20 protein-coding genes are annotated in these 26708 nt (G+C 62.8%); 8 read left to right on the top strand and 12 right to left on the bottom strand.

What is annotated here, in order from left to right; genetic code table 11:
- Nucleotides 1-35 precede the first annotated feature (35 nt).
- Entirely contained in the window at nt 36-2705 is a 2670-nt protein-coding gene (gene gyrA / locus GGI48_RS24370; RefSeq protein ID WP_016964094.1) for a DNA gyrase subunit A, read from the bottom strand.
- A gap of 365 nt (nt 2706-3070) precedes the next feature.
- Nucleotides 3071-4147, bottom strand: a complete 1077-nt coding sequence (gene mtnA, locus GGI48_RS24365; protein WP_047305559.1) for an S-methyl-5-thioribose-1-phosphate isomerase — start codon at nt 4145-4147, stop codon at nt 3071-3073.
- A gap of 108 nt (nt 4148-4255) precedes the next feature.
- On the opposite strand from mtnA, the gene GGI48_RS24360 reads away from it, so the two are divergent.
- The 5 genes from GGI48_RS24360 to GGI48_RS24340 all read left to right on the top strand — a co-directional run bounded on the left by GGI48_RS24360 (nt 4256) and on the right by GGI48_RS24340 (nt 9113).
- Nucleotides 4256-5587, top strand: a complete 1332-nt coding sequence (locus GGI48_RS24360; RefSeq protein WP_179600390.1) for a TRZ/ATZ family hydrolase — start codon at nt 4256-4258, stop codon at nt 5585-5587.
- A 62-nt stretch (nt 5588-5649) separates the two neighbouring features.
- Nucleotides 5650-6348, top strand: coding sequence for a bifunctional 2-polyprenyl-6-hydroxyphenol methylase/3-demethylubiquinol 3-O-methyltransferase UbiG (ubiG, locus tag GGI48_RS24355; RefSeq protein WP_016964097.1), 699 nt, complete (start codon nt 5650-5652; stop codon nt 6346-6348).
- A 3-nt stretch (nt 6349-6351) separates the two neighbouring features.
- Nucleotides 6352-7023 carry an N-acetylmuramic acid 6-phosphate phosphatase MupP gene (mupP, locus tag GGI48_RS24350; RefSeq protein WP_179600388.1) on the top strand — a complete coding sequence of 224 codons (672 nt, stop codon included), beginning with the start codon at nt 6352-6354 and terminating at the stop codon, nt 7021-7023.
- 55 nt (nt 7024-7078) lie between these two features.
- On the top strand, nt 7079-7819 hold the full coding sequence (locus tag GGI48_RS24345; RefSeq protein ID WP_179600386.1) for a YciK family oxidoreductase: 741 nt from the start codon (nt 7079-7081) through the stop codon (nt 7817-7819).
- A 367-nt stretch (nt 7820-8186) separates the two neighbouring features.
- The gene (locus GGI48_RS24340) at nt 8187-9113 is read left to right on the top strand and encodes a GGDEF domain-containing protein (protein WP_016964100.1); all 927 of its coding nucleotides are present in this window, start codon (nt 8187-8189) and stop codon (nt 9111-9113) included.
- A 93-nt stretch (nt 9114-9206) separates the two neighbouring features.
- Here GGI48_RS24340 and GGI48_RS24335 read toward each other — a convergent pair whose 3' ends face one another.
- The 7 genes from GGI48_RS24335 to GGI48_RS24305 all read right to left on the bottom strand — a co-directional run bounded on the left by GGI48_RS24335 (nt 9207) and on the right by GGI48_RS24305 (nt 17023).
- Nucleotides 9207-9959 (bottom strand): iron-containing redox enzyme family protein, encoded by a 753-nt coding sequence (locus GGI48_RS24335; RefSeq protein ID WP_181957240.1) that lies wholly within the window; start codon nt 9957-9959, stop codon nt 9207-9209.
- A gap of 77 nt (nt 9960-10036) precedes the next feature.
- Nucleotides 10037-12496, bottom strand: coding sequence for an EAL domain-containing protein (locus GGI48_RS24330; protein WP_016964102.1), 2460 nt, complete (start codon nt 12494-12496; stop codon nt 10037-10039).
- 200 nt (nt 12497-12696) lie between these two features.
- A complete protein-coding gene (locus GGI48_RS24325; protein WP_179602114.1) occupies nt 12697-14481 on the bottom strand; it encodes an ABC transporter ATP-binding protein in 1785 nt (594 codons plus the stop codon).
- A 28-nt stretch (nt 14482-14509) separates the two neighbouring features.
- The gene (locus GGI48_RS24320) at nt 14510-15112 is read right to left on the bottom strand and encodes a DsbA family protein (protein WP_177435195.1); all 603 of its coding nucleotides are present in this window, start codon (nt 15110-15112) and stop codon (nt 14510-14512) included.
- A gap of 36 nt (nt 15113-15148) precedes the next feature.
- Nucleotides 15149-16090, bottom strand: a complete 942-nt coding sequence (locus GGI48_RS24315) for a rhodanese-related sulfurtransferase (RefSeq protein ID WP_016964104.1) — start codon at nt 16088-16090, stop codon at nt 15149-15151.
- A gap of 105 nt (nt 16091-16195) precedes the next feature.
- On the bottom strand, nt 16196-16495 hold the full coding sequence (locus GGI48_RS24310) for a BolA family protein (protein ID WP_016964105.1): 300 nt from the start codon (nt 16493-16495) through the stop codon (nt 16196-16198).
- A gap of 12 nt (nt 16496-16507) precedes the next feature.
- A complete protein-coding gene (locus GGI48_RS24305) occupies nt 16508-17023 on the bottom strand; it encodes a DUF2059 domain-containing protein (RefSeq protein ID WP_042940787.1) in 516 nt (171 codons plus the stop codon).
- 194 nt (nt 17024-17217) lie between these two features.
- Here GGI48_RS24305 and GGI48_RS24300 point away from each other — a divergent pair, with 194 nt between their 5' ends.
- On the top strand, nt 17218-18612 hold the full coding sequence (locus tag GGI48_RS24300) for a class II fumarate hydratase (protein ID WP_179600384.1): 1395 nt from the start codon (nt 17218-17220) through the stop codon (nt 18610-18612).
- 72 nt (nt 18613-18684) lie between these two features.
- Here the strand turns inward: GGI48_RS24300 and GGI48_RS24295 are convergent, their stop codons facing one another.
- The 3 genes from GGI48_RS24295 to pap form a co-directional block, all read right to left on the bottom strand.
- Entirely contained in the window at nt 18685-19644 is a 960-nt protein-coding gene (locus GGI48_RS24295; protein ID WP_103739913.1) for a DMT family transporter, read from the bottom strand.
- Nucleotides 19645-19803: 159 nt separating this feature from the next.
- Nucleotides 19804-20988 (bottom strand): thiolase family protein, encoded by a 1185-nt coding sequence (locus GGI48_RS24290; RefSeq protein ID WP_047305567.1) that lies wholly within the window; start codon nt 20986-20988, stop codon nt 19804-19806.
- A 103-nt stretch (nt 20989-21091) separates the two neighbouring features.
- Entirely contained in the window at nt 21092-22606 is a 1515-nt protein-coding gene (gene pap, locus GGI48_RS24285) for a polyphosphate:AMP phosphotransferase (protein ID WP_179600382.1), read from the bottom strand.
- A 148-nt stretch (nt 22607-22754) separates the two neighbouring features.
- On the opposite strand from pap, the gene mnmC reads away from it, so the two are divergent.
- Both mnmC and GGI48_RS24275 read left to right on the top strand, forming a co-directional pair.
- Nucleotides 22755-24731, top strand: coding sequence for a bifunctional tRNA (5-methylaminomethyl-2-thiouridine)(34)-methyltransferase MnmD/FAD-dependent 5-carboxymethylaminomethyl-2-thiouridine(34) oxidoreductase MnmC (gene mnmC / locus GGI48_RS24280; RefSeq protein WP_179600380.1), 1977 nt, complete (start codon nt 22755-22757; stop codon nt 24729-24731).
- 203 nt (nt 24732-24934) lie between these two features.
- The gene (locus tag GGI48_RS24275) at nt 24935-26707 is read left to right on the top strand and encodes an N-acetylglutaminylglutamine amidotransferase (protein ID WP_179600378.1); all 1773 of its coding nucleotides are present in this window, start codon (nt 24935-24937) and stop codon (nt 26705-26707) included.
- The last annotated feature ends 1 nt before the right edge of the window (nt 26708 follow it).

Raw genomic sequence — 26708 nt, 5'->3', positions numbered from 1 at the left:
GGACAGAGCAAACACTCTGCCCTGCTACGATTTATTTAGTCTTGCGACTCTTCTTCGCCTGCGGCGTCTGCCTGTTGGCTATCGGTTGCATCATCCGGTTCGGCTACCGCATCCAGCACGGTGCCCTCGATTTCAGCGCCCTCTTCACCTTCGTACTCTTCGCCCTCGATCTCCGATGGCTCCTGCACACGCTCCAGGCCCACCAGGGTTTCATCGTTGGCCAGCTTGATCAGGGTCACGCCCTGAGTGTTACGGCCCAGGCTCGACACTTCGTCGACACGGGTACGAACCAGGGTGCCCTGATCGGAAATCAGCATGATTTCCTCACCGTCCAGCACCTGCACCGCCCCTACCAGGCGACCGTTACGCTCGTTGCTGACCATGGCGATAACGCCCTGACCGCCACGCTTGTACTCAGGGAACTCGCTGATGGCCGTGCGCTTGCCAAAACCACGCTCGGAGGCGGTGAGAATCTGGCTGCCTTCTTCCGGGATCAGCATGGAGATCAGCTTCTGGCCTTCGGCCAGACGCATGCCGCGCACACCGCGGGCGGTACGGCCCATGGCGCGTACGTCGGACTCCTTGAAGCGAGTCACCTTGCCACCGTCGGAGAACAGCATGACTTCGCGCTCGCCATCAGTGATCGCGGCGCTGATCAGCACATCACCCTCGTCCAGCTCCAGGGCGATCAGACCGACGCTGCGCTGACGGCTGAAGGATTCCAGCGGGGTCTTCTTCACGGTGCCGTTGGCGGTGGCCATGAAGATGTAGTGACCTTCGGTGTATTCCTCTACAGGCAGCATGGTGGTGATGTATTCGCCATCGTCCAGCGGCAGCAGGTTCACCAGCGGACGGCCGCGCGCGGCGCGGGATGCTTCGGGAATCTCGTAAGTCTTGAGCCAGTACACCTTGCCCTTGCTGGAGAACAGCAGCAGCGTGGTGTGGCTGTTGGCTACCAGCAGGTGAGCGATGTAGTCCTCATCCTTGACGCCGGTAGCCGATTTGCCTTTACCGCCACGACGCTGAGCCTGGTACGCAGCCAGCGGCTGGGTCTTGGCATAGCCGCCGTGGGAAATGGTCACCACGCGCTCTTCTTCCGGAATCATGTCGCCCAGGGTCAGATCGAGGCGAGCATCAAGGATCTCGGTGCGGCGGGCATCGCCGTATTCGGCGCGGATCACTTCCAGCTCTTCGCGGATCACTTCCATCAGGCGCGTGGCGCTGTTGAGGATGCGGATCAGCTCGCCGATCTGGTTGAGGATCTCCTGGTACTCGGCCAGCAGTTTTTCGTGCTCAAGACCGGTCAGGCGGTGCAGACGCAGCTCCAGAATGGCTTGCGCCTGCTCCGGGGACAGGAAGTACTTGCCATCGCGCAGACCGTACTGCGGATCGAGGTTTTCCGGACGGCAGGAATCGGCACCGGCGCGCTCGACCATGGTCATCACCGCGCTGGATTCCCATGGCGTGCTGATCAGTGCTTCCTTGGCTTCCGATGGCGTTGGCGAGGCCTTGATCAGGGCAATGACCGGATCGATGTTGGACAGGGCAACGGCCTGGCCTTCAAGGATATGGCCACGCTCACGGGCCTTACGCAGCTCGAATACGGTGCGGCGGGTCACCACTTCGCGACGGTGACGAACGAAGGCTTCCAGCAGGTCCTTGAGGTTGAGGATCCGCGGACGACCGTCGATCAGCGCCACGATGTTGATACCGAACACCGCCTGCAGCTGGGTCTGGGCGTAGAGGTTGTTGAGGATCACCTCCGGCACTTCACCGCGACGCAGCTCGATCACGACGCGCATGCCGTCCTTGTCGGACTCATCGCGCAGTTCGGTGATGCCTTCGAGTTTCTTCTCTTTCACCAGCTCGGCGATCTTCTCGATCAGACGGGCCTTGTTCAGCTGGTAAGGCAGCTCGGTGATGACGATCTGCTGGCGGCCACCGACCTTGTCGATGTCTTCGATGATCGAGCGGGCACGCATGTAGATGCGGCCGCGGCCGGTGCGATAAGCCTCGATGATGCCTTCACGACCGTTGATGATCGCCGCGGTCGGAAAGTCCGGACCGGGGATGTATTGCATCAGGTCGTCAACGCTCAGCTCGGGGTTGTCGATCAGCGCCAGGCAACCGTCGATGACTTCACCGAGGTTGTGCGGCGGAATGTTGGTCGCCATGCCCACGGCGATACCGCTGGAACCGTTGACCAGCAGGTTGGGGATCTTGGTCGGCATGACCGCCGGGATCATCTCGGTGCCGTCGTAGTTCGGCACCCAGTCCACGGTTTCCTTGTGCAGGTCGGCCAGCAGCTCGTGCGCCAGCTTGGTCATGCGCACTTCGGTGTATCGCATGGCCGCCGCGTTGTCGCCGTCGACCGAACCGAAGTTACCCTGGCCGTCTACCAGCAGGTAGCGCAGGGAGAATGGCTGGGCCATACGAACGATGGTGTCGTACACCGCGGTATCACCATGCGGGTGATACTTACCGATCACGTCACCGACAACACGGGCAGATTTCTTGTACGGCTTGTTCCAGTCGTTACCGAGCTCGCTCATCGCGTACAGCACACGCCGGTGCACGGGCTTCAAGCCATCGCGCGCATCAGGCAGTGCCCGCCCGACGATTACGCTCATCGCGTAGTCGAGGTAGGACTGTTTCAGCTCGTCTTCGATATTGACCGGGAGGATTTCTTTGGCCAGTTCGCCCATGAGAAGCCTGATTCCTTTTTCTGGTGAAACTTCGTCACATCCATATGGGACGAACGAAGCTCGCCGCTGCAGGCCTAGTGCCATGCACCGACTTACGACAAATCAACAAGTTATGCCATGGATTTGCGCAGTGAAGGCAGCCGCATCGGACCACCTTGGAAACCGCCGGATGTTATCACAATCGCCGCCACGCACCTATCCCCCAGACGCGCATGGAGCATAGTTAGTTGACCGGTGACAGCCTGATAAGAGACGAGAGAGCCTCAGAGGACAAATTCGCACACATTTGACCGGTTTTTGCTGACTGGACAGCCGCCCCGGGAAGTCGCCACCAACGACTTCCGCGCACCACGATCAACGCAAGGTCAATGCAAGCGCTTGCGACACATCAATTGCGCCATCTTGGCGGCGTCCGGGCGCTCGACAATGCCCTTCTCGGTGACGATGGCATCGATCAGGTCCGCCGGGGTCACATCGAAAACCGGGTTGAAGACCTCCACCAAGGCGCCCAGCAACTGCCCGGCCACATCCAGCAGCTCGGCACCTTCGCGCTCCTCCAGGACAACATCCTCGCCACTGGCCAGGCTCATATCAATGCTCGAACTGGAGGCCACCACCATGAAGCGCACACCATGGTGCATGGCATTGACCGCCAGCTGATAAGTGCCGATCTTGCTCACCACATCACCATTGGCGCAGATCCGGTCAGCACCGATGATCACCCAGGTCACCCCCTTGGTCTTCATGATGTGCGCGGCGGCTGAATCGGCATTGACGGTGCACGCAATCCCCTCCTGGGCCAGCTCCCAGGCCGTCAAACGCGAGCCTTGCAGCCAGGGCCGTGTTTCATCGACATAGACCCGTTCCACCATGCCTTCCAGCCAGGCCGCACGGATCACCCCCAGCGCAGTACCGAATCCACCGGAGGCCAAGGCGCCGGTATTGCAGTGAGTCAACAGGGCCTGGGGATTGCCCTGATGCCGGCGAATCAGCTCCACGCCCAATTGGGCCATGGTCAGATTGGCCTCACGATCACTTTCGTGGATCGCCAGCGCCTCGGCTTCCAGGGCCGCCAGTGGACTGGCCTGATCCTTGACCCGATCCAGACGCTCGCGCATGCGATTCAAGGCCCAGAGCAAATGGCCACCGGTAGGACGCGAGTCCGCCAGCAGGTTGAAATCCTCATCCAGGGCTGCCAGCCAGTCACCGCCCGCGGCAAGGCGCGCGTCCGCTGCCAGGACCACGCCATAGGCCGCGCAGATGCCAATGGCCGGAGCACCGCGCACCACCATCGAGCGAATCGCCTCAGCCACCCCGGCCACACTGTCGCAAGCAACCCAGACTTGCTCGCGAGGCAGTTTCCGCTGATCGAGCAGATACAGAGTGCTATCTCGCCATTCAATGGCCTTGACCTTCTCCGCAGCCAACAGACGATCGCGCATCCCTCACCCCGCACTCATGAACAAAAGCGGCCGATTATAGCGATCACCCCGCCAGGACGCTCGGGTATACTTCGCCATCCTTTATATGAAGCCCTGGACCGATATTCGATGCCAAACCGTGACGTTGCGCTCGACCTGCTGCTGTTGCCGACCTGGTTGGTACCGGTGGAGCCGGCCGGGGTCGTCCTCAAGGAGTACGGACTGGGCATCCGCGACGGCCGCATCCACTTCATCGGACCACGCAGCGAAGCCTTGAAGTGCCGCGCCAGCGAAGTCCGCGAACTGCCCGGCATGCTGCTCAGCCCCGGCTTGATCAACGCCCATGGGCACGCGGCCATGACCCTGTTCCGCGGCCTGGCCGACGACCTGCCACTGATGACCTGGCTGGAGAAGCACATCTGGCCCGCCGAAGCCAAGTGGGTGGATGAAGCCTTCGTCCGTGACGGCACAGACCTGGCCATCGCCGAGCAGATCAAAGGCGGTATCACCTGTTTCTCTGACATGTATTTCTTTCCAAAGGTTGCCAGTGAACGGGTGCATAACAGCGGCATTCGCGCACAGATCGCCATGCCGATCCTGGACTTCCCCATCCCTGGCGCCCACGACGCCGACGAAGCCATTCGCCAGGGGGTGGAACTGTTTGGCGACCTCAAGCATCACCCACGGATCAAGATCACCTTCGGCCCCCACGCCCCCTACACCGTGGGCGACGAAAACCTGGAAAAGATTCGGGTGATTGCCGAAGAACTCGACGCCTCAATCCACATGCACGTGCATGAAACCGCGTTCGAGGTGCAGCAATCCCTGGAGCAGCGCGGTGAGCGACCACTGGCGCGCCTGGCTCGCCTCGGACTGCTGGGACCGCGCTTCCAGGCCGTTCACATGACCCAAATCAGCGATGAGGACCTGGCTTTACTGGTAGAAACCAACACCAGCGTCATTCATTGCCCGGAGTCCAACCTGAAACTGGCCAGCGGCTTCTGCCCGGTGGAGCGCCTGTGGCAGGCCGGGGTCAACGTTGCCGTGGGCACCGATGGCGCGGCCAGCAACAACGATCTTGATCTGCTGGGGGAGACTCGCACGGCGGCCCTGCTGGCCAAGGCCGTGGCCGGATCGGCAACCGCCCTGGATGCCCATCGCGCCTTGCGCATGGCCACCCTCAACGGTGCCAGGGCCATGGGCCTGGAGGGCGAAGTAGGCTCCCTGGAAATCGGCAAGGCCGCGGACCTGGTGGCCTTCGACCTGTCAGGACTGGCCCAGCAACCGATTTACGACCCGGTGTCGCAACTGATCTACGCCACCGGCCGGGACTGCGTGAAACACCTGTGGGTCGCCGGCAAGCCACTGCTGGAGGACCGGCGCCTGACCCGCCTCGACGAACAACAGCTGGGAGCCACCGCCCGCAGCTGGGGCCAGCGCATCAGCGGCCACGCCCAATAACCCGGGCCTTGAGCGGATACTCGAGGCCCCACACAGCATTCATTAGCTTTGGAGCACCACCCATGAGCAACGTCGACCACGCTGAAATCGCCAAATTCGAAGCCCTGGCCCATCGCTGGTGGGACCGCGAAAGCGAATTCAAGCCCCTGCACGACATCAACCCGCTGCGGGTCAACTGGATCGATGAACGGGTCGGCCTGGCGGGCAAGAAAGTCCTCGACGTCGGCTGCGGCGGCGGCATCCTCAGCGAAGCCATGGCCCAGCGCGGTGCCACCGTGACCGGCATCGACATGGGCGAGGCGCCCCTTGCCGTGGCGCAGCTGCACCAGCTGGAATCCGGCGTCAACGTCGAGTATCGGCAGATCACCGCCGAAGCCCTGGCCGAGGAAATGCCCGAGCAGTTCGACGTGGTCACCTGCCTGGAGATGCTTGAACACGTTCCCGACCCTTCATCGGTAATCCGTGCCTGCTTCCGCATGGTCAAGCCCGGTGGCCAGGTGTTCTTCTCCACCATCAACCGCAACCCCAAGGCCTACCTGTTCGCCATCATCGGCGCGGAATACATCATGAAGCTGCTGCCTCGCGGCACTCATGACTTCAAGAAATTCATCCGCCCCTCGGAGCTTGGCGCCTGGAGCCGCTCCGCCGGCCTGACCGTCAAGGACATCATTGGCCTGACCTACAACCCGCTGACCAAGCACTACAAACTGGCAGCGGACGTTGACGTCAACTACATGATCCAGACCCTGCGAGAGGAGTGAGACATGGCTATCAGAGCCGTTCTTTTCGATATGGATGGCACCTTGCTCGATACTGCGCCGGACTTCATTGCGGTCTGCCAGGGCATGCGTCGTGATCGCGGCTTGCCACCGATCAATGATCAGCACATTCGCGACGAAGTCTCCGGCGGCGCCAAGGCCATGGTGGCCGTGACCTTCTCCATGGATCCGGAGTCCCCGGGCTTCGAAGAGTTGCGCCTGGAGTTCCTGGAGCGCTACCTCGCGCATTGCGCCGTGCACAGCCAACTCTTCGACGGCATGGCCGAGCTGCTGGCCGATATCGAAAAAGCCAATCTGATCTGGGGCGTGGTCACCAACAAGCCGCTGCGCTTCGCCGAACCGATCATGCAGCAACTGGGGCTGTCCGAGCGCTCGGCGCTACTGATCTGCCCCGATCACGTCAAGAACAGCAAACCCGATCCGGAGCCGCTGATCCTGGCGTGCAAGATGCTCGACCTGGACCCGTCCACCGTGCTCTTCGTCGGCGACGACCTGCGGGACATCGAGTCCGGCCGCGATGCCGGCACCAAGACTGCCGCAGTGACCTATGGCTACATCCATCCGGACGACAACCCCCGCCATTGGGGCGCCGACGTGGTGATCAATCACCCGCTGGAACTGCGCCAGGTTCTGGATAACGCATTGTGCAGCTGCTGAGCAGCGGCATTCCCGGCCAAGACCGGGAACGTACCACTTTCTGTTGAGGCCCTTTATGTTTGATTACTCCGCTCGCCCCGAACTGCTCAAGGACCGGATCATCCTGGTCACCGGCGCCGGTCGCGGCATCGGCGCCGCCGCCGCCAAGACCTTTGCCGCCCACGGCGCCACGGTACTGCTGCTGGGCAAGACCGAAGCCAACCTGACCGAGGTCTACGACGCCATCGAAGCCGCTGGCCATCCTCAGCCCGCGGTGATCCCGTTCAACCTGGAAACCGCCCTGCCACACCAGTACGACGAGCTGGCGGCGATGATCGAGACCGAGTTCGGCCATCTCGACGGCCTGCTGCACAACGCCTCGATCATTGGCCCGCGCACGCCACTGGAACAGCTGTCGGGGGAAAACTTCATGCGGGTGATGCAAGTCAACGTCAACGCCATGTTCATGCTGACCAGCACCCTGCTGCCCCTGCTCAAGCTGTCCCAGGATGCCTCGGTGGTCTTCACCTCCAGCAGTGTCGGGCGCAAGGGACGGGCCTATTGGGGCGCTTACGGCGTGTCCAAGTTCGCCACCGAGGGCCTGATGCAAACCCTGGCCGATGAGCTGGATACCGTGGCCCCGGTTCGCGCCAACAGCATCAACCCCGGCGCCACCCGCACCAGCATGCGGGCCCAGGCCTATCCTGGGGAAAACCCGAGCAACAACCCGACCCCGGAAGAGATCATGCCGGTCTACCTGTACCTGATGGGCCCGGACAGCGCCGGGATCAACGGCCAGGCTTTCGACGCGCAGTAACCCCCTCCGTTCGTCGCGCCAGAATACTGGCGCGATGCCTCCACCCCTCCCGGTTCTCGGGGAATCTGAAGCCAAACAAGTGTCACTTGAGGCGACATACCGCCTCAACGAATCGCCAACCATTTGAATTGAAACGGTTTTTATTCAGATGAACCGAATGGCACGAGTTTCGCTCTAAGAACACTCAACACACAGTGCATCAACACTGTGGCGACCGGCTTGCGCCAAGGGCTTTATGGCCAATGGCGAGCGGCATAAAATGCGCGCATTGTCCTACGGGACTGAAGGAACAGTATGACGCGCAGCTCCGAGCCGCTCTCACCCAGGCAGTAACAGCGTACACAGTGCTCAGGGGGCTCAAGCTCAGATGAAAACACCTACCCAGACCAACGCAATTGACTTCGATAGCGCCAAATTGCAACGCCTGGGCTTTGGCCAACAGACGCCGCCGGTCAAGCACCCCATCAGCCTCGGACAATTGCGCCAGCAACTGAGCCTGCAACTGCAGACCAGCCTTGAGCCGCAACGCATCCTCGGCCTGTTCTTTCGCGAAGCGCAACGACTGGTCCCCCTTGATGCCCTGCGCTATGAGCACGCCCCCAGCGATCTGCGCCTGGAGTTCGGCCAGCGCGGGCACCACTCCATCAGCTACAGCCTGAGTCATGAAGGCGAACCCATGGGCGAGCTGGTGTTCCGGCGCAACCAGCGCTTCAGCGATAGCGAACAGGGCAGCCTGGAGTCTTTGCTGTCCACCCTGCTATACCCCATGCGCAACGCCCTGCTGTATCGCGCCGCAACCCGCAGTGCACTGCGCGATCCGCTGACCGACACCGGCAACCGCATCGCCATGGACCAGACCCTGCAACGGGAAATCGAGATGGCTCGTCGCCACCAGCTACCACTGTCATTACTGATGCTGGATATCGATCACTTCAAACGGATCAACGACAGCTACGGCCACAGCACCGGCGACGAAGTGCTCAAAGCCGTGGCGGCCTCGATCAAGGCGCAGTTGCGCAATGTGGACATGGTGTTTCGCTTTGGCGGAGAGGAGTTCCTGATCCTGCTTTCCAACACCGGGCGCGAGGCCGCGGCCATGGTGGGGGAACGGCTGCGACATGCCGCGCAAGCGCAGGAATATCGGGCCGATGAGCGTTCAATCGAACTGACGGTGAGTCTGGGATGCTCGACTCTGCTGCCGGGAGAGTCCGCCGAGAGCCTGTTGCGTCGCGCTGACAGCGCGCTGTACGTGGCCAAGCGCGAAGGTCGCAATCGCCTGGCGATGGCCGGCTAGACGCCAGGCCACACCTTACGGGCAGTTGCGGGCAACGCCATCGTCACAAGCGCCCAACGCCTGCGACCATCGACCTGCCCGCGCGCCCTTGCCTTACCCTTCAACCAGCGCGAGACGCTCGCGGGTTACCGTGGCCTTTTCCTGCTGCATGCAACGCTCCAGAAACAGGAACATGTAGTCATAGCTCTTGCAGATCGCCTGCCGCAGCTCGGCTTGCAGAGCCTTGCTCGGATTCAGGCCCGCCAGGGTGACAATGATCTCCAACGCTTCCCAGGGATGAGCATCATCGTACTGGGCATGCATCTTCAGCCACTTCATGGCGCGCTTGCGCTCCTCTTCAGGGAACGCGGCAGCATAGACACCGCTGGAGCAAACCAGGGCCGACCATTCGCCCGTCGCGCCTTCGATGGCGTAGTTGGTGGCCGCGATAGCCACGATCAGCGAATCCGCCGAGCTGGTGTGCCAGCACCAGTGACTCAGGGCGTGCAGCTCCGGCGGCACTTGCTGGGCCTGCAAGTCTTCCAGGGTCACCCCGTGGGCCCGACTCCAGTGCACCCAGTAATCGGCATGGTTGAGTTCGACACGAATGTTGCGCATCAGCCAGCGGCGCGCCATGTCCTCGCCGGGGTGGCGGGCAAAACGGGTCTTGGTCAGGTTCTGCGCCATGTACAGGGCAAACTGCTCAACCACCGGCCAGCCGCCGATCAGGTACTGGCGCATGATTTTGGCGCTGAGCTTGTTGTCGCGCATGCGCTGGTACAGCTCATGCTCCACCACACGGCGCTTACTCTCGCTGCAGTCCTGGATCAATTGCTGGGTCCAGGCGGGGTAGCTGGCAGCTTCCATGAGCGGGCCGGTTCGGTTGAATGTATCGATCACTGTCGGACTCCTTTTGATTGTGATGTGCGGACCCAAAAGAGGTTTCAACGGAAGGTGCCGGGCGCCTTGAACAACAGGGGCCGTGGTCGCACGGGCCGACACTGCAGGCTGTCACAGGTAAACAATTGCGGGCGTTCAACAATGTAGCCTTGAGCATAATCCACGCCGATCTCAAGCAAGGCCTGCTCTATCTGCGGCGTTTCGACAAACTCGGCAATCGTGCGCTTACCCATGACATGACCGATGTGGTTGATCACTTCGACCATGGCGCGGTTAATCGGGTCGTCCAGCATATCCTTTACGAAACTTCCATCGATCTTGAGGAAGTCTACAGGCAAATGTTTGAGATAAGCGAACGACGACATTCCCGCACAAAAGTCGTCCAGCGAAAAATGGCAGCCCAAGCCCTTGAGTTCATTTATAAAACGGATCGCGCTGCCCAAATTGGCAATCGCACTGGTTTCGGTTATTTCAAAGCAGATCATCTGCGGCGGTACGCCATAGACAATGAACTGCTCCCTCAGGAAGTCGAGAAACTCGTCGTCGCCAATGGTGATCCCCGACAGGTTGATCGCGCACATGGCCATGGGCCCTTCACGCCCCTCGGCGATGCACTGGGCAATGACCTTGAATACGTTCTGCACCACCCAGCGATCCAGAGAGGTCATAAGGCCGTAGCGCTCCGCCGCCGGGATAAAACTGTCCGGCAGGATCATCCGGCCGGCCTCGTCGTGCAGGCGCAGGAGAATCTCGACATGGCCACCTTCACGCTCGGTATGACCCAGGGCCGTGATCTCCTGGGAATAGAGACAGAAGCGGTTCTCCTCAAGAGCCATATGCAGGCGCTGGACCCAGGCCATTTCGCCGAATCGCAGGGAAAGCTCGGAATCGTCGGCATGGTAGACCTGAACCCGGTTGCGCCCTTTTTCCTTGGCCATGTAGCAAGCCATGTCCGCCGCTCGCAATGACGCCTCCAGGGTGGTCGGGGTCTGGGCGATATGCACCAGACCGATACTCACCGTGGTGACGAACGGCCGGCCCTTCCAGACAAAGTGCAGGTTCTGCACGGTCTGACGCAGCCCCTCGGCAATCTTTTCCGCGGCCTCCGGCGAGCAGTTTTCCAGGAGAATCCCGAACTCGTCGCCCCCCAACCGCGCCAGGGTGTCACCTTCCCGCAGACCCGACTGCAGCAGCGCACAAATATGCCGCAGCAACTCATCTCCGGCGGCATGCCCACAGGTGTCGTTGACCAGCTTGAACTGGTCCAGGTCCAGGAACATCAATGCGTGCCGGGCCGGCTGGCGGATCAGGTTGTGCAGCGCCTGCTCCAGACGGAACTCGAACTCGCGGCGATTGGCCAACCCGGTCAGCGCATCGTGGGTCGCCTGCCAGGACAGATTGGCGATGTACTGTCGCTCCTGAGTCATGTCATGCAGCACCAGCACCGTGCCACTGACCTTGCCGGCATTACGGATTGGCGCGCCCACCAGGGTCACCGAAACCGTGCTGCCATCCAGGCGCTGGATCAGCTTGGAATGTTCGCTGCCACCACTGAGCTGGCCACTGAGAATGTGCTCGATCAGGGTGAACCCATCGGTCTGGGCATTCTCGTCCAGCAGATTGAACAGGGCAGCCAGGGGCAACCCCACCGCCTGCTCAGCCTTCCAGCGGGTCAACTCTTCCGCGGCCGGGTTCATATAGGCAATGGCACCCTCGACATCCGTGGTGATCACCCCGTCGCCAATGGACTGCAGGGTAATCTGCGCACGCTCTTTCTCCAGCTGCAAGGCGTCGGCAAAGGCATGGCGCTGGGCCAACAGCATGTGGGTGCGCAGCAGCGCCAGGGCAATCAGGACCAGCGCCGTGGCCAGGTTGGTCACCAGCAACAGGCGCAGAATCACCCGCGAGCCCTCTCCCAGAGCGTCGCTGAAGGCCTTGGCCGCCGGTGTGACCCCATCGTTGATGGCAAAGATCTGACTCTTCCAACGTTGCACGTCGGCTTCGCTGGCGTTGTTGCTGCCGATCCCCCGGTGCATCTCGCGGGCCACCGTATCGAGCTGCAGCAGGTAGCCGTCGCCCACGGTCCACAAATCGATGGCCTTTTCCAGGTAACTGAAATGGCGGAAGTTGAGGTACAGCCAGATCAGACTGGGGACGTCATCCGGGTGATTGCCGCCCTTGAGAATCCCCAGCCGCGCCGCCTCGAGATCCGGCGGCTGACGATCCAGGGCCACCCGTAGCTCATGCCCGCCCTGAGGCACGGCTATGGCGTTCTGGTATTTGAGAAAGGTGCCTTCGTCGCGGCTGTCGGCGTACAGATTGAGGTAGTAGATGGCGTCCTTCTGGCCTTTGGACCACAGGCTTTCGCCGGCCACATAACCACGCACTGCCGACAGGACATAGAGGCTGAGGCCGCCCAACAAGGCTTGGAATAACACCACGGCGATAAAGGGCCAGACGATGCCCAACAACCGCGGCGTTGCGAAAGTCCGCTTTTGCTTCATGAGGGTCCTTGCTCGCGCACTGCCAAATGAACACCCAGTAGTCCCGTCCCAGCCAGCACAGATTAGGCTAATTTCCTCAGACCCGACGCAGGGCGAACGGACCTGCCCAGCAAGAGGAAACGGCCGCTGCCTCAGGCTGAAACGGTTATTCCACCAGGAAATTCAAGCACTAAGCACAGAAAGCCGGATAAAACTCAAGACTATCGAACCTGCTGCAGATGCCCGTAAAGCTTGGCATAAAGGCCGCCATCGGCAATAAGCTGCTGATGGTCGCCATCTTCGGCAATCTGCCCGCCATCGAACACTAAAACCCGGTCGGCCTGTTTTACCGCCGACAGGCGATGAGCAATGATCAGCGTAGTCCGCCCACGCAGAAAACGCGTCAAGGCTTGATGCAGGTTGTACTCGGTAGCGGCATCCAGGGCAGAGGTGGCTTCGTCGAGGATCACCACCTTGGGCTCGGCCAGGACCATCCGCGCAATGGCCAGGCGCTGACGCTGGCCACCGGACAAGCGCACGCCGGAACGCCCGACCACGCTGTCCAGTCCCTGCGGCAAGGCCCTGACGGTGCTGTCCAACTGGGCGATTTCCAGCGCCTGCCAGCAGGCGTTGTCATTGCGCTCGCGGCCCATGGTCAGGTTGGCGCGAATGGTGTCGTTGAACAGCGCAGGATGCTGCAACACCACGGCAACGTTATCGCGCACCGTTTCCAGGCCGATGTCCTGCTGGGTCGCGCCACCAAAACGGATCACCCCGGTCTGTGGCGTGTACAACCCCAGCAACAGCTGCACCAGGGTGCTCTTGCCACCGCCACTGGCGCCGACAATGGCCACCTTTTCGCCAGGCGCAATGGACAGGTTCAGGTTGTCCAGCACCCGTTCGTCGCCGTAGCCAAAGCTCAGGCCGCGAACCTCGATGCCAACGGTTTCGCAGCCCAGGAACGGATCCGCACCACCGCTGTACTGCGGCTCGTCGGCCCGCGCCAACAACTCGTTGATCCGGGTCAGGGCGCCACCGGCGGCGTAATAGGCGTATTGCAGGTTCAGCAGTTGCTCCACCGGGCCGATCATGAACCACAGGTAGCTGAATACCGCCAGCATTTGGCCGATGGACAGGTCGGAAAACAGCACCGTGAGCATCGCTGCGGCGCGGAAGATATCGATGCCGAACTGAAACAGCAGACCGCTGGCCCGGCCAGAGGCATCGCTCTTCCACTGCGAGGCCACGGCATAATCGCGCACCTCTTCGGCACGCCGTCCCAGGCGGCCGAGAAAGTAGCCCTGTCGGTTGCCGGCTCGAATTTCCTGAATCGCCTCCAGCGTCTCGGTCAGAGCCTGGGTGAAGCGCGAGGTGCTGTCGTTTTCCAGCTTCTTCAGGTGCTTGACCCGCTTGCCCAACTGCACCGTGGCAAAGATCACCAGCGGGTTGAACAGCAGGATCAGCAGCGCCAGCTTCCAGTGCATCCACATCAGGATGCCGGCCGTGCCCACCAGGGTCAGCATGGCCACCAGGAAACGGCTCAGGGTTTCCCCGACGAACTTGTCCACGGTGTCCAGATCGGTGACCAGGTGAGTGGTGACCGTGCCGCCGCCCAGGCTTTCGTATTCCCCCAGGGAAATACGCTTGAGCCGCTCGATCAGGCGCACACGGATGCGGTAGACGATGTCCTTGGCCAGACCAGCGAACAGCCGCGCCTGGACCACGTTGAACACCAGGGCGGAGCAACGCAGGATCAGGGTCGCCAGCAGCATCAGGCCGATATAGCCCGCCGCGCTCTGCCAGCCCTGAGGCAGGAACCGGTTCATGACCTGCAGCGCAGCATTGCCATGCCCCAGCAGCACCTCGTCCACCAGCAATGGCAGCAACAGCGGAATCGGCACGCTGCACAGCGTGGCCAGCACGGCCACGCCATTGGCGATCCACAGCGATTTCCGGTGGTGCAAGGCCAGACGACGGATTTCACCCCAGCTCAGACGATCGACGATTTTGCCGGGTACGCTGGATTCGACCGGCTCAGGCACAGGCGGCGCGCTCCAGCCAGCGCCCGAGCAACGGCGACAACTCGCTCAGCGGCTGATAGCCATTGGTCAGCAGCGCCAACTGGCCGTTGCGCTCCGCCAGCAAGGTGGGAAATCCAGCGATCCCCAGGTCCTGGACCCAGGTGAAGTCCGCTGCCGTGGCCGCGTGCTGCTCGGCCCGGTCGAATGCTTCTGCGAATTCGATCCGCGGCACCCCGGCCTGCTCCGCCAGCTCGACCAGCACGCTGGCCAGGGTGACATCACGGCCTTCGACATAGAACGCCCGCTGGATCAGCCCCAATAGTTTCCAGGCACAGTCCGGGGCCAGGCTCCGGGCGGTGACGATCGCCCGACAAGCCGGTTCAGTGTCATAGACAAAGCCATCGGGCAAGGCGCCCGCGAAGGTGAACGGCTGCCCCGTAGCCTGCTGCACCGCCTGCCAGTGCTCAAGAATATAGCGCCGGGTGTTGGGCTCCAGCGCCGAGCCGCTGCCGGTGCGCAAGCCGCCCACCACCAGATGCAGCTCGACGCCGGCGGCCTGGGCCTGCTCTGCCAGGGCCTGGGCCACGGGCGCAAAACCCCAGCACCATGAACACATCGGGTCCATCACATAGAGCAGGCGGGCAGACATGGCTCAAGCCTCGGAGGAAGATTGCTTGTAGTTGTAACCGATCGGGTGCGGCATGTTGCGCGCCTTGGCCAATTCGATCTGCTTCTGCCGGTCAATGGCGCTGCGGCGGGTCTTCTCGCTCAGTTTGTCCCAGCAATGCGGGCAACTGATACCGGGCACATAGTGCTCGGAGGCGCGATCCTCGACGCTCACCGGAGTGCGGCAGGCATGACATTGATCGTAGTCGCCTTCGCTCAGGTCGTGGCGAACGGTGACGCGGTTATCGAACACGAAGCAGTCGCCCTGCCACTTGCTCTCTTGCTGCGGCACCTCTTCGAGGTACTTGAGAATCCCGCCCTTGAGGTGGAACACCTCGTCGAAACCCTCGCTGAGCATGTAGCTCGACGCCTTCTCGCAGCGGATGCCGCCAGTGCAGAACATCGCCACCTTCTTGTGTTTGCTCGGGTCGAAGTTGGCTTTGATGTAGTCCGGAAACTCGCGGAAGCTGGTGGTCTTGGGGTCGATGGCGCCTTCGAAGGTACCGATGGAGACTTCGTAGTCGTTACGGGTATCGATCAACAACACTTCGGGATCGCTGATCAGGGCGTTCCAGTCCCGGGGCTCGACATAGGTGCCGACTTTCTTGTTGGGGTCGACGCCGGGCACGCCCAGGGTGACGATCTCTTTCTTGAGCTTGACCTTGGTGCGGTAGAACGGCTGCTCGTCGCAATACGACTCTTTGTGATCGATATCGATCATGCGCGGATCGTTCTTCAGCCAGGCCAGCAGCCCGTCGATGCCTTCGCGGCTGCCGGAAACCGTGCCGTTGATGCCTTCTTCGGCGATCAGCAGGGTGCCCTTGATGCCGTTATCGAGCATGGCCTGCAGCAGGGGCTCGCGCAGGCTGACGTAATCTTCGAGGGTGACGAACTTGTACAGTGCCGCCACGACAATGGGTTGTGTCATGGGAAATCTCTCCAGGTGGCTACCCTCGTAAAGGGTGAACCGGATGCAAAAAAAAAACGCGCCGACGTAAGCAGCGCGTTGCGGATTCTATCAAAAAAACCGCTATTAATGCTTGCTGCCCCCAGCGCAGGTCGGCGAAGCCGGAGCCACACCGATCTTCGACCACTCCTCGGGGGTGTAAGTGTGCAGCGCCAACGCATGGAATTGACTCATCAGCTCACCCAGGGTGGCGTAGACCTTCTGGTGGCGCTTGACGCTGTTGAGGCCGGCGAACTGCTCGCTGACCAGTACCGCCTTGAAGTGGGTTTCCAGGCCACGGCTGTGCATGTGGCTTTCATCCAGCACTTGCAGGTGCTCGGGCTGCAATGCCCCGAGCGCCGCTTCGATACGTTGTTGCATGGTCATTGCGGGCTCCGCTTACTTCTTCTTCGCCGGTGCAGCCTTGGGCTCGAGCTCGGCGGTCATGTCGGCCAGCAGCTTGTTCACTACCGGCACCGCGCTTTCCAGCTTGGCCTGGGTCATCTGCGCCGATTGCTGGGTCAGCTGGGGCATTTTTTCCAGGACTTTCTTGCCCAGTGGCGACTGGTAGAACGCTACCAGGTCCTTGAGCTCGGACTCGCTGAAGTTGCTGGTGTAGAGCTTGACCATGTCCGGTTTCAGCTTGTTCCAGCCAATGGCCTGGTCCAGGGCGGCGTTGGCCTTGGCCTGGTAGGTTTCCAGCAGGGCACGTTTGGATTCGGGGGCTTTGGTCTGTTCAAAACGCTGGGCGAACATTTGCTGGACTTGCATGTACACCGGCGTACCGAGCTTGTCCGCATGGGCCAGGGTCAGGAAGGCCTCGGCACTGGCGTTGTGGCTGGCGGTATCGGCAAGAACCTGGCCGCTGGCACACACCAGAACAACCGCGGTACAGATGGCACGAAAACGGGTCATCGAGTTTCCTTTATCTAGCAGGCGAGGTAGAACCCCAAGGGCGCCCATTCTGCGCCTATTAATCCGCGTCCCTCAACCCCACTCCCCGGCGAGCCAAGGTTTTGCCCGGGTAACCGACACAAAACCTCCTGGCACGGAACCCGAGCCGCGGATCAGGGCCTAAACTGGCCAGTCAGACTTGGAGGAATGTCACGATGAATCGAATCGAAACCGACAGCCTGGGCCAGGTTGAAGTCCCGGAACAAGCCTATTGGGGCGCGCAGACCCAGCGCTCGCTGATCAACTTCGCCATCGGCAACGAGCGCATGCCTCTAGCAGTGCTGCATGCCCTGGCCCTGATCAAGAAAGCCGCCGCCCGGGTCAACGATCGCAATGGCGATATCCCCGCCGACATCGCCCGGCTGATCGAACAGGCCGCCGACGAAGTGCTGGCCGGAGAACATGACCATCAGTTCCCCCTGGTGGTGTGGCAGACCGGCAGCGGCACCCAGAGCAACATGAACGTCAACGAGGTACTGGCCGGCCGGGCCAATGAACTAGCGGGCAATCCTCGGGGCGGCAAGTCGCCGGTGCACCCCAACGATCACGTCAACCGCTCGCAAAGCTCCAACGACTGCTTCCCCACCGCCATGCACATCGCGGCGGCCCAGGCCGTGCAGTCCCAACTGCTGCCGGCGATCACCGAACTGTCCGGCGGCCTGGCCGAACTGTCGGCCCGGCACATGAAGCTGGTGAAGACCGGACGCACCCACATGATGGATGCCACGCCCATTACCTTTGGTCAGGAAATCTCCGCCTTCATCGCTCAACTGGGCTACGCCGAGCGTGCCATCCGCAGCGCCTTGCCTGCGGTATGCGAGCTGGCCCAGGGCGGCACCGCCGTGGGCACCGGACTGAACTCGCCCCACGGTTTCGGTGAAGCCATCGCCGCCGAACTGGCCGCGTTGTCCGGCCTGCCCTTCGTCACCGCCCCCAACAAGTTCGCGGCGCTGGCCGGCCACGAGCCGCTGACCACCCTGTCCGGCGCGCTGAAAACCCTCGCGGTGTGCCTGATGAAAATCGCCAACGACCTGCGCCTGCTGGGCTCCGGTCCACGGGCGGGACTGGCCGAAGTCAAGCTGCCGGCCAACGAGCCGGGCAGCTCGATCATGCCCGGCAAGGTCAACCCGACCCAATGCGAAGCCCTGTCGATGCTGGCCTGCCAGGTCATGGGCAACGACGTGGCGATCGGCTTTGCCGCCAGCCAGGGCCATCTGCAGCTAAACGTGTTCAAGCCGGTGATCATCCACAACCTGTTGCAATCGATCCGCCTGCTGGCCGATGGCTGCAGCAACTTCCAGCGGCACTGCATCGCCGGGCTGGAGCCCGATCCCCTGCAGATGGCCACGCACCTGGAACGCGGGTTGATGCTGGTGACCGCGCTCAACACCCACATCGGCTACGACAAGGCCGCCGAGATCGCCAAGAAGGCCTATGCCGAGAACCTGACCCTGCGAGAAGCCGCGCTGGAACTCGGCTACCTGACCGACGAGCAGTTCGATGCCTGGGTGCGCCCGGAAAACATGCTGGAGGCCGGGAAACAGGGCTAGCGCGGCGTCTTTTTCGCGGGCAAGCCAGCTCCTACCGCCACACCTCTGTAGGAGCTGGCTTGCCAGCGAAGTTCACCCCGCAGCAACCCGCTGGCGCCGAGCGCGCAACCCCGCCATCAGTGACGGCCCCAACGCCGTCAAGGCCGAGCCCAGTACCACCAGCAACGCCCCGCCATAACCCAGGCCATTGATCTGTTCGGCGTGCACGTACTCCGGCCAGACCCAGGCCGCCCAGGCCACCGCGGCAAAGGTCACCAGCGGCGTGATCGCCAGGGTCGCACTGACCCGCGACGCCTCCCAATGGGCCAGGGCTTCGGCAAAGGCGCCATAGGCAATCAGGGTGTTCAGGCAACAGGCCAGCAACAGCCAGCCTTGCAACGGACTCAGCTCCAGAGCCTCCAGGGGATGCACCCACGGGGTGAGCAACAGTGCACAGAACAGGTAGATCACCATCATCACCTGCAATGAATTCCACACGCTCAACAACTGCTTCTGGCCCAAGGCATAAAAGGTCCAGACCGCCGAAGCCGCGAGAATGGTCAGAACTCCAGCGGTGTAGTCACTCAGGGAGGTCAGCAGCTCGGTCAGGCGCTGATTGAAGAACAGCCCGAAACCGAGCAGCAGCACCAGCAAGCCCAGGCCCTGCCCCAGGCTGAAGCGCTCCTTGAACACGAAGACGCTGGCGATCAGCAGCAGGATCGGCCCCATCTGCACCACCAGTTGCGCGGTGCCCGGGCTCAGCAGGTTCAGGCCCATCAGGTACAGCACGTAATTGCCCACCAGCCCCAAGACCGAGATCGGTACCAGCCATGCCCCTTTCGGGCCGAGCGCGCGCCAGCGCGGCAAGCGCCCCACCGCCGCCAGATAGAAAAACAGGCAGCCGCCGGACACCAGCAGGCGAAACCAGGTCACGGTCACCGGGTCCATCACCTGCAGTACTTGCTTGAGCTTGATGGGCAGGATGCCCCACAACAGCGCGGTCAATAAGGCGAGGAACAAGCCATAGACCCAACGACCGGACGAGACGTGCATGCGAACCCCACAAAGCCTGACGAGCAAGGTGCGCATTCTAGGCCCGGGCCAGGGGCCGACACAGAGACAGTTGCCAGCAAAGCGCAAACAAGATTGTGCAGGTCGTAAAGAACCCAAGCCGTCTCCCGCAGGAGCCGGCTTGCCGGCCAAACCCGAAACCTAGCGCACAGCCTCGAACAGCCCCGTTGCCCCCATGCCACCGCCCACGCACATGGTGACAATGCCGTACCTCAGGTTGCGCCGCTGCAACTCACGCACCAGATGCCCGACCTGGCGCGAACCGGTCATGCCGAACGGGTGACCGATGGAGATCGAGCCACCGTTGACGTTGTATTTGGCGTTATCGATCTCCAGCCGGTCACGGGCATACAGGCACTGGGAGGCGAACGCCTCGTTGAGTTCCCACAGATCGATATCGTTGATGCTCAGGCCCTTGGCCTTGAGCAGCTTGGGCACCGAGAACACCGGGCCGATGCCCATCTCGTCAGGCTCGCAGCCAGCCACGGTAAAGCCACGGAAGAACGCCTTGGGCTTGAGCCCCAGGGCCAGGGCCCGTTCCAGGCTCATCACCAGGGTCATGGAGGCGCCATCGGAGAGCTGCGAGGAGTTGCCCGCCGTCACCGAACCGTCTTCGGCAAACACCGGCTTCAAGGCCGCGAGGTTCTCCAAAGTGGTGTCGGGACGGTTGCAATCGTCGCGATCCACCACGCCGTCGAGGATCTGCACCTGCCCGGTGTTCTTGTCCTCGACCTTGTACTTGACCGTCATCGGCACGATTTCGTCGCGAAACAGACCGGCGGCCTGGGCCTGGGCGGTACGCTGCTGGCTTTGCAGGGAGTACAGGTCCTGGGCTTCGCGGCTGACGTTGTAGCGCCGGGCCACCACTTCGGCGGTCTGGCCCATGGGGAAGTAGATGCCCGGCACCTGCTCCTTGAGCAACGGGTTGATCAGGTTGTCGGTGTTGACGCTCTTCATGGTCAGGCTGATGGATTCGACACCGCCGGCGACGATGATGTCGCTGCAGCCGGAGGCGATCTGGTTGGCGGCGATGGCGATCGCCTGCAGCCCCGAGGAGCAGAACCGGTTGAGGGTCATGCCCGCCGTGCCGGTGCCCAGGGCCGAGAGCACCGCGACGTTGCGGCCGATGTTGAAACCCTGGGCCCCTTCGTTGGAGCCGGCGCCGACGATGCAGTCCTCGACGCTGGCCGGGTCGATGCCGTTGCGGGCGAGCAGCGCATTGACGCAGTGAGCGGCCATGTCATCCGGACGGGTCTGGTTGAACTTGCCGCGAAAGGACTTGGCCAGGCCAGTCCGTACGCTGTCGACGATCACCACTTCACGCATGACGCACCTCATTGTTGTTGGCGGCAGGAAAGAGCCTCGAGCATAGAGGCCCCTCGCCCACCACCGCGACAATCATTCACTGGGCGTATGCGCGACCATCGGTCTACTTCTTGTCCTTCTTGTCGTGCTTGTCGGAACGCTCGAAGGCGGCCTCCAGGGCCAGATTGATGGTGCGCAGGACCTTGACCCGGGCCCAGCGCTTGTCGTTGGCCTCCACCAGGGTCCAGGGCGCCACTTCGGTGCTGGTCCGGTCGACCATGTCGCCGACGGCGATGCGGTAGTCGCCCCACTTGTCGCGGTTGCGCCAGTCGTCCTCGGTGATCTTGAAGCGCTTGAAGGGAATCGCCTCCCGAGCCTGGAAACGCTCCAGCTGGGTGTCCTTGTCGATCGCCAGCCAGAACTTCACCACGATCACCCGGGCATCGGCCAACTGCTCCTCGAAGTCGTTGATCTCGCTGTAGGCCCGCAGCCAGTCCGCCGGCTGGCAGAACCCCTCGACCCGCTCCACCAGCACCCGGCCATACCAGGAGCGGTCGAAGATGGTGAACTTGCCGCGCGCCGGAATATGCCGCCAGAAACGCCAGAGATAAGGCTGCGCCCGTTCATCTTCGGTGGGCGCGGCAATCGGCACGATGCTGTATTGGCGCGGGTCCAGGGCCGCCGCGACCCGGCGAATGGCGCCGCCCTTGCCCGCCGCATCATTGCCCTCGAAGACCGCCACCAGAGCGTGCTTGCGCATGCGCTTGTCCCGCAGCAGACCGGCCAGGCGCGCCTGCTCGGTAATCAACTGTTCCTCGTAGTCGTCCTTGTCCAGGTGCTGGGTCATGTCCAGGCTGTCCAGCAGACTCAGCTCATCCACCGCCGTCGGCAGCGGTGCGGCGTTGACCTGGGTCGGCTTCAGCGGCTGACGGTTCAAGGCATTCTGCAACCCCTCCAGCAGGATCCGGCCCACGGTGAGGCTGCGGTAATGCGGATCGACGCCCTCGATCACATGCCAGGGCGCGTAGTCACGACTGGTGCGGCGCAACACCCGCTCGCCGTACTTGACGAACTTGTCGTAGGTTTGTGACTGCTGCCAGTCCAGCGGGCTGATGCGCCAGCTGTGCAGCGGGTCATCCTGCAACGACTTGAGGCGGTCCTTCATCTGTTTCTTGGACAGGTGAAACCAGAACTTGAAGATCAGCGCGCCTTCATCGCAGAGCATCTTTTCCAGGCGTTCGGCGCCATTGATCGCCTGGTCCAGGCGCGGGTCCTTGATCTCGCCATGCACCCGGCCCTGGAGCATCTGGCTGTACCAGTTGCCGAAGAACACGCCCATGCGGCCCTTGGCCGGAAGCATCCGCCAGTAGCGCCAGGCTGGCGGTCGCGACAGTTCCTCGTCGGTCTGCTGGTCGAACGTCCGCACCTCGATCAAGCGTGGGTCCATCCATTCACTGAGCAGCTTGACCGTCTCGCCCTTGCCCGCGCCCTCGATCCCGTTGATCAGCACGATCACCGGAAAGCTCGCCTTCTGGCGCAGCTCGAACTGGGCTTCAAGCAAGGCTTCACGCAAGGCAGGCACTTCGGCGTCGTAGGTTTCTTTGTCGATGGCGTGACCGATTTCAGCGGATTCGAACATGGGTGGCTCCCTTCCAAGAATTGTCCAAGACTAGCGGATCGACCTTGGCCAGGGAAAACAAATCCCCGAACCGGCGGCGGCTTGCCATGGATCAGGCGCTGCCTGCGCGATCGGCTAGAATGGCCGCCTTGCGCAACATGAGCCGAACATGACACCTGAACTGCCCCACGCCCAGCTCGACTGGGACGACCAAGGACGCCCGCGCTCGCGGGTCTTCGACGATGTGTATTTCTCCAGCGACTCGGGCCTGGATGAAACCCGCCATGTGTTCATCGAACAGAATCGCCTGCGCGAACGCTTTGCCGCGCTGTCGGCGGGCGAAAAATTTGTCATCGGTGAAACCGGCTTCGGCACCGGGCTGAATTTTCTCTGCGCCTGGCAGTTGTTCCAGGAGCAAGCGCCGGCCACTGCCCGGCTGCATTTCGTCAGCGTGGAAAAGTACCCCCTGAGCCCGGCCGATCTGCAACGGGCCCTGGCCCTGTGGCCAGAACTGGCGGACCTGAGCCAGCAGCTGCTCAAGCACTACGTCGCCGTGCACGGCGGTTTCCAGCGCATCATGCTGGACGACGGCCGGGTCACCCTGACCCTGCTGATCGGCGACGCCCTGGAGCAACTGCCGCAACTGGACGCGCAGATCGACGCCTGGTTTCTCGACGGTTTCGCCCCGGCGAAAAACCCCGACATGTGGACCCCGGAACTGTTCGCCGAACTGGCGCGCCTGGCCGCTCCGGGCTCTACCCTCAGCACCTTCACCAGCACCGGCTGGGTACGCCGCCTGTTGAACGCGGCGGGCTTCAAGATGAAGCGCACCCCGGGCATCGGTCGCAAATGGGAAGTGCTGCGCGGCGAATTCCTCGGCTGGCCCGAGGACAGCCCACCGCCAGCCCGGGCCAAGCCTTGGTTCGCCCGCCCACCGGCCCAGGCCAAAACCGCCCTGGTGATCGGCGGTGGGCTGGCCGGTTGCGCCAGTGCCGCCAGCCTCGCTGCCCGCGGTTGGCAGGTGCAGTTACTGGAGCGCCATGAGCAACTGGCCCAGGAAGCCTCGGGCAATCCGCAAGGGGTGCTCTACCTCAAGCTTTCAGCCCACGGCACGGCGCTGTCGCAAATGATCCTCAGCGGTTTCGGCTACACCCGGCGCCAGCTGGAACACCTGCAACGCGGCCAGGACTGGGACGCCTGCGGGGTGCTGCAACTGGCGTTCAATCCCAAGGAAGCCGAGCGTCAGGCGCAGTTGGCCGCGGCCTTCCCCGCCGACCTGCTGCGGCAGCTGGATCAGCCAGAGGCCCAGGCCCTGGCCGGCATCGGCCTGGACCACGGCGGCCTGTTCTATCCCGAAGGCGGCTGGGTGCATCCGCCAGCCCTGTGCCAGTGGCAGGCCGGGCATCCGCAGATCCAGGTCCTGGCGCACCGGGAGGTGCTGGAGTTGCGCCGGGGCGATCAGCAATGGCAAGCCTGGGACGGCGAACGGATGCTGGCCAGCGCGGCGGTGGTGATCCTTGCCGGGGCCGCAGAGATCAAACGCTTCCCGGCCAGCGCCGAATTGCCCCTCAAGCGCATTCGCGGGCAAATCACCCGCCTGCCGCAGACCGCGCAGAGCCAGAGCCTGGCCACCGTGGTCTGCGCCGAAGGCTACGTCGCGCCGCCGCGCCTGGGCGAGCACACCCTGGGCGCCAGCTTCGACTTCAACAGCCAGGACCTGACCCCAACCGCTGAGGAACATGCCGGCAACCTGGACATGCTGCGGGAAATCTCCAGCGACCTGCTGCAACGCCTGAACGCCGAGCAGTTACCCCTGGAAAGCCTAAAAGGTCGTGCGGCCTTTCGTTGTACCAGCCCGGACTACCTGCCCATCGTCGGCCCCCTGGCGGACCCGGCAGCGTTCGCTGAAACCTACGCCGCCCTGGGCAAGGACGCGCGCCAGGTCCCGGACCTGCCCTGCCCCTGGCTGCACGGCCTGTACATCAACAGTGGCCATGGTTCTCGCGGCTTGATCACCGCGCCGTTGTCCGGCGAGCTGCTGGCCGCCTGGCTGGAAAACGAGCCATTGCCACTGCCCAGAAGCGTGGCCGAGGCCTGTCATCCCAATCGCTTTGCCCTGCGCCGCCTGATTCGCGGCCAGGCCTGAGGCAGAGCGGCGGCGCTGATTTTTCAGCGCCGCCCATGAGCGCTTGCCAGCACGGCCGACTACAGCCAAAAGCTGCCCCCCGCTCAACCGCTTATAACCGATCGATCTAAAACTCCCGAGTTATGCACAGGTCAGTTTCCAGGTAGCCGCCCTTTTGGCGACTGCGGATTGACTCTCCCCAACGGAAAAACCGGTAAGGACTTATGTGCGGATTAGCTGGCGAATTACGCTTTGATCATCAACCTGCCGACCTGGCAGCGGTTGAACGAATCACCCACCACTTGGCCCCCCGCGGCCCGGACGCCTGGGGCTTTCACAGCCAGGGCCCGATCGCCCTGGGCCATCGACGGCTGAAAATCATGGACCTGTCGGACGGCTCGGCGCAGCCCATGATCGACAATCAGCTGGGGCTGTCCCTGGCCTTCAACGGCGCGATCTACAACTTCCCCGAATTGCGCGCCGAACTGGAAGCCCAGGGCTACGCCTTTCATTCCGGCGGCGACACCGAAGTGCTGCTCAAGGGCTACCACGCCTGGGGCGCGGACCTGCTGCCCAAGCTCAACGGCATGTTCGCCTTCGCTATCTGGGAACGCGACGCCCAGCGCCTGTTCATCGCCCGCGACCGCCTCGGGGTCAAGCCTTTGTACCTGTCGCGCACAGGCCAGCGGCTGCGCTTCGCCTCGGCCCTGCCGGCCTTGCTCAAGGGCGGCGATATCAATCCGATCCTCGACCCGGTGGCGCTCAATCACTACCTGAACTTCCACGCCGTGGTGCCGGCACCGCGCACCTTGCTGGCGGGCATTGAAAAACTGCCGCCGGCCACCTGGATGCGCATCGAGGCCGACGGCCGCAGCGAACAGCAGACCTGGTGGTCCCTGCCCTACGGCCCCCGTGCCGACGAAGCCCAGCTGACACTGGAAGACTGGACTGACCGGGTGCTCGATAGCACCCGCGAGGCGGTGGCCATCCGGCAACGGGCGGCGGTGGATGTCGGCGTGCTGCTGTCCGGCGGTGTCGACTCCAGCCTGCTGGTAGGCCTGCTGCGGGAAGTCGGAGTAGACGACCTGTCGACCTTCTCCATCGGCTTCGAGGATGCCGGCGGCGAACGCGGCGACGAGTTCCAGTACTCGGACCTGATTGCCCGCCACTACGGCACCCGGCATCACCAGTTGCGCATCGACGAGCGCGAGATCATCGAGCAGTTGCCGGCGGCGTTCCGCGCCATGAGCGAGCCGATGGTCAGCCACGATTGCATCGCCTTCTATTTGTTGTCCCGGGAAGTGGCCAAGCACTGCAAGGTGGTGCAAAGCGGCCAGGGCGCCGACGAACTGTTCGCCGGCTACCACTGGTACCCGCAGGTAGACGGCGCCAGCGACCCGTATGCCGCCTACCGCGCGGCCTTCTTCGATCGCAGCTACGACGACTACGCGGCCACCGTGCAGCCGCAATGGCTGACCGCCCACGACGCCGCCGGTGACTTCGTCCGCGAGCATTTCGCCCAGCCCGGCGCCGATGCGCCGGTAGACAAGGCCCTGCGCCTGGACAGCACGGTGATGCTGGTGGATGACCCGGTCAAACGGGTGGACAACATGACCATGGCCTGGGGCCTGGAGGCACGCACACCGTTCCTCGACTACCGCCTGGTGGAGCTGTCGGCCCGGGTGCCGGCGCGTTTCAAGCTGCCGGACGGCGGCAAGCAGGTGCTCAAGGAAGCGGCGCGGCGGGTGATCCCCAGTGAGGTGATCGACCGCAAGAAAGGCTACTTCCCGGTGCCGGGCCTCAAGCACTTGCAGGGCGACACCCTGGACTGGGTGCGTGAACTGCTGCTGGACCCGAGCCAGGATCGCGGCCTGTTCAACCCGGCCATGCTCGATCGCCTGCTGACCGATCCCCAGGGCCAACTGACGCCCCTGCGCGGCTCCAAGCTGTGGCAACTGGCGGCCTTGAACCTGTGGCTCAGCGAACAAGGAATCTGAC

Source organism: Pseudomonas protegens (genome assembly GCF_013407925.2).
GTDB classification, from domain to species: domain Bacteria; phylum Pseudomonadota; class Gammaproteobacteria; order Pseudomonadales; family Pseudomonadaceae; genus Aquipseudomonas; species Aquipseudomonas fluorescens_AP.
This window is presented reverse-complemented; position numbering and strand designations above follow the sequence as displayed.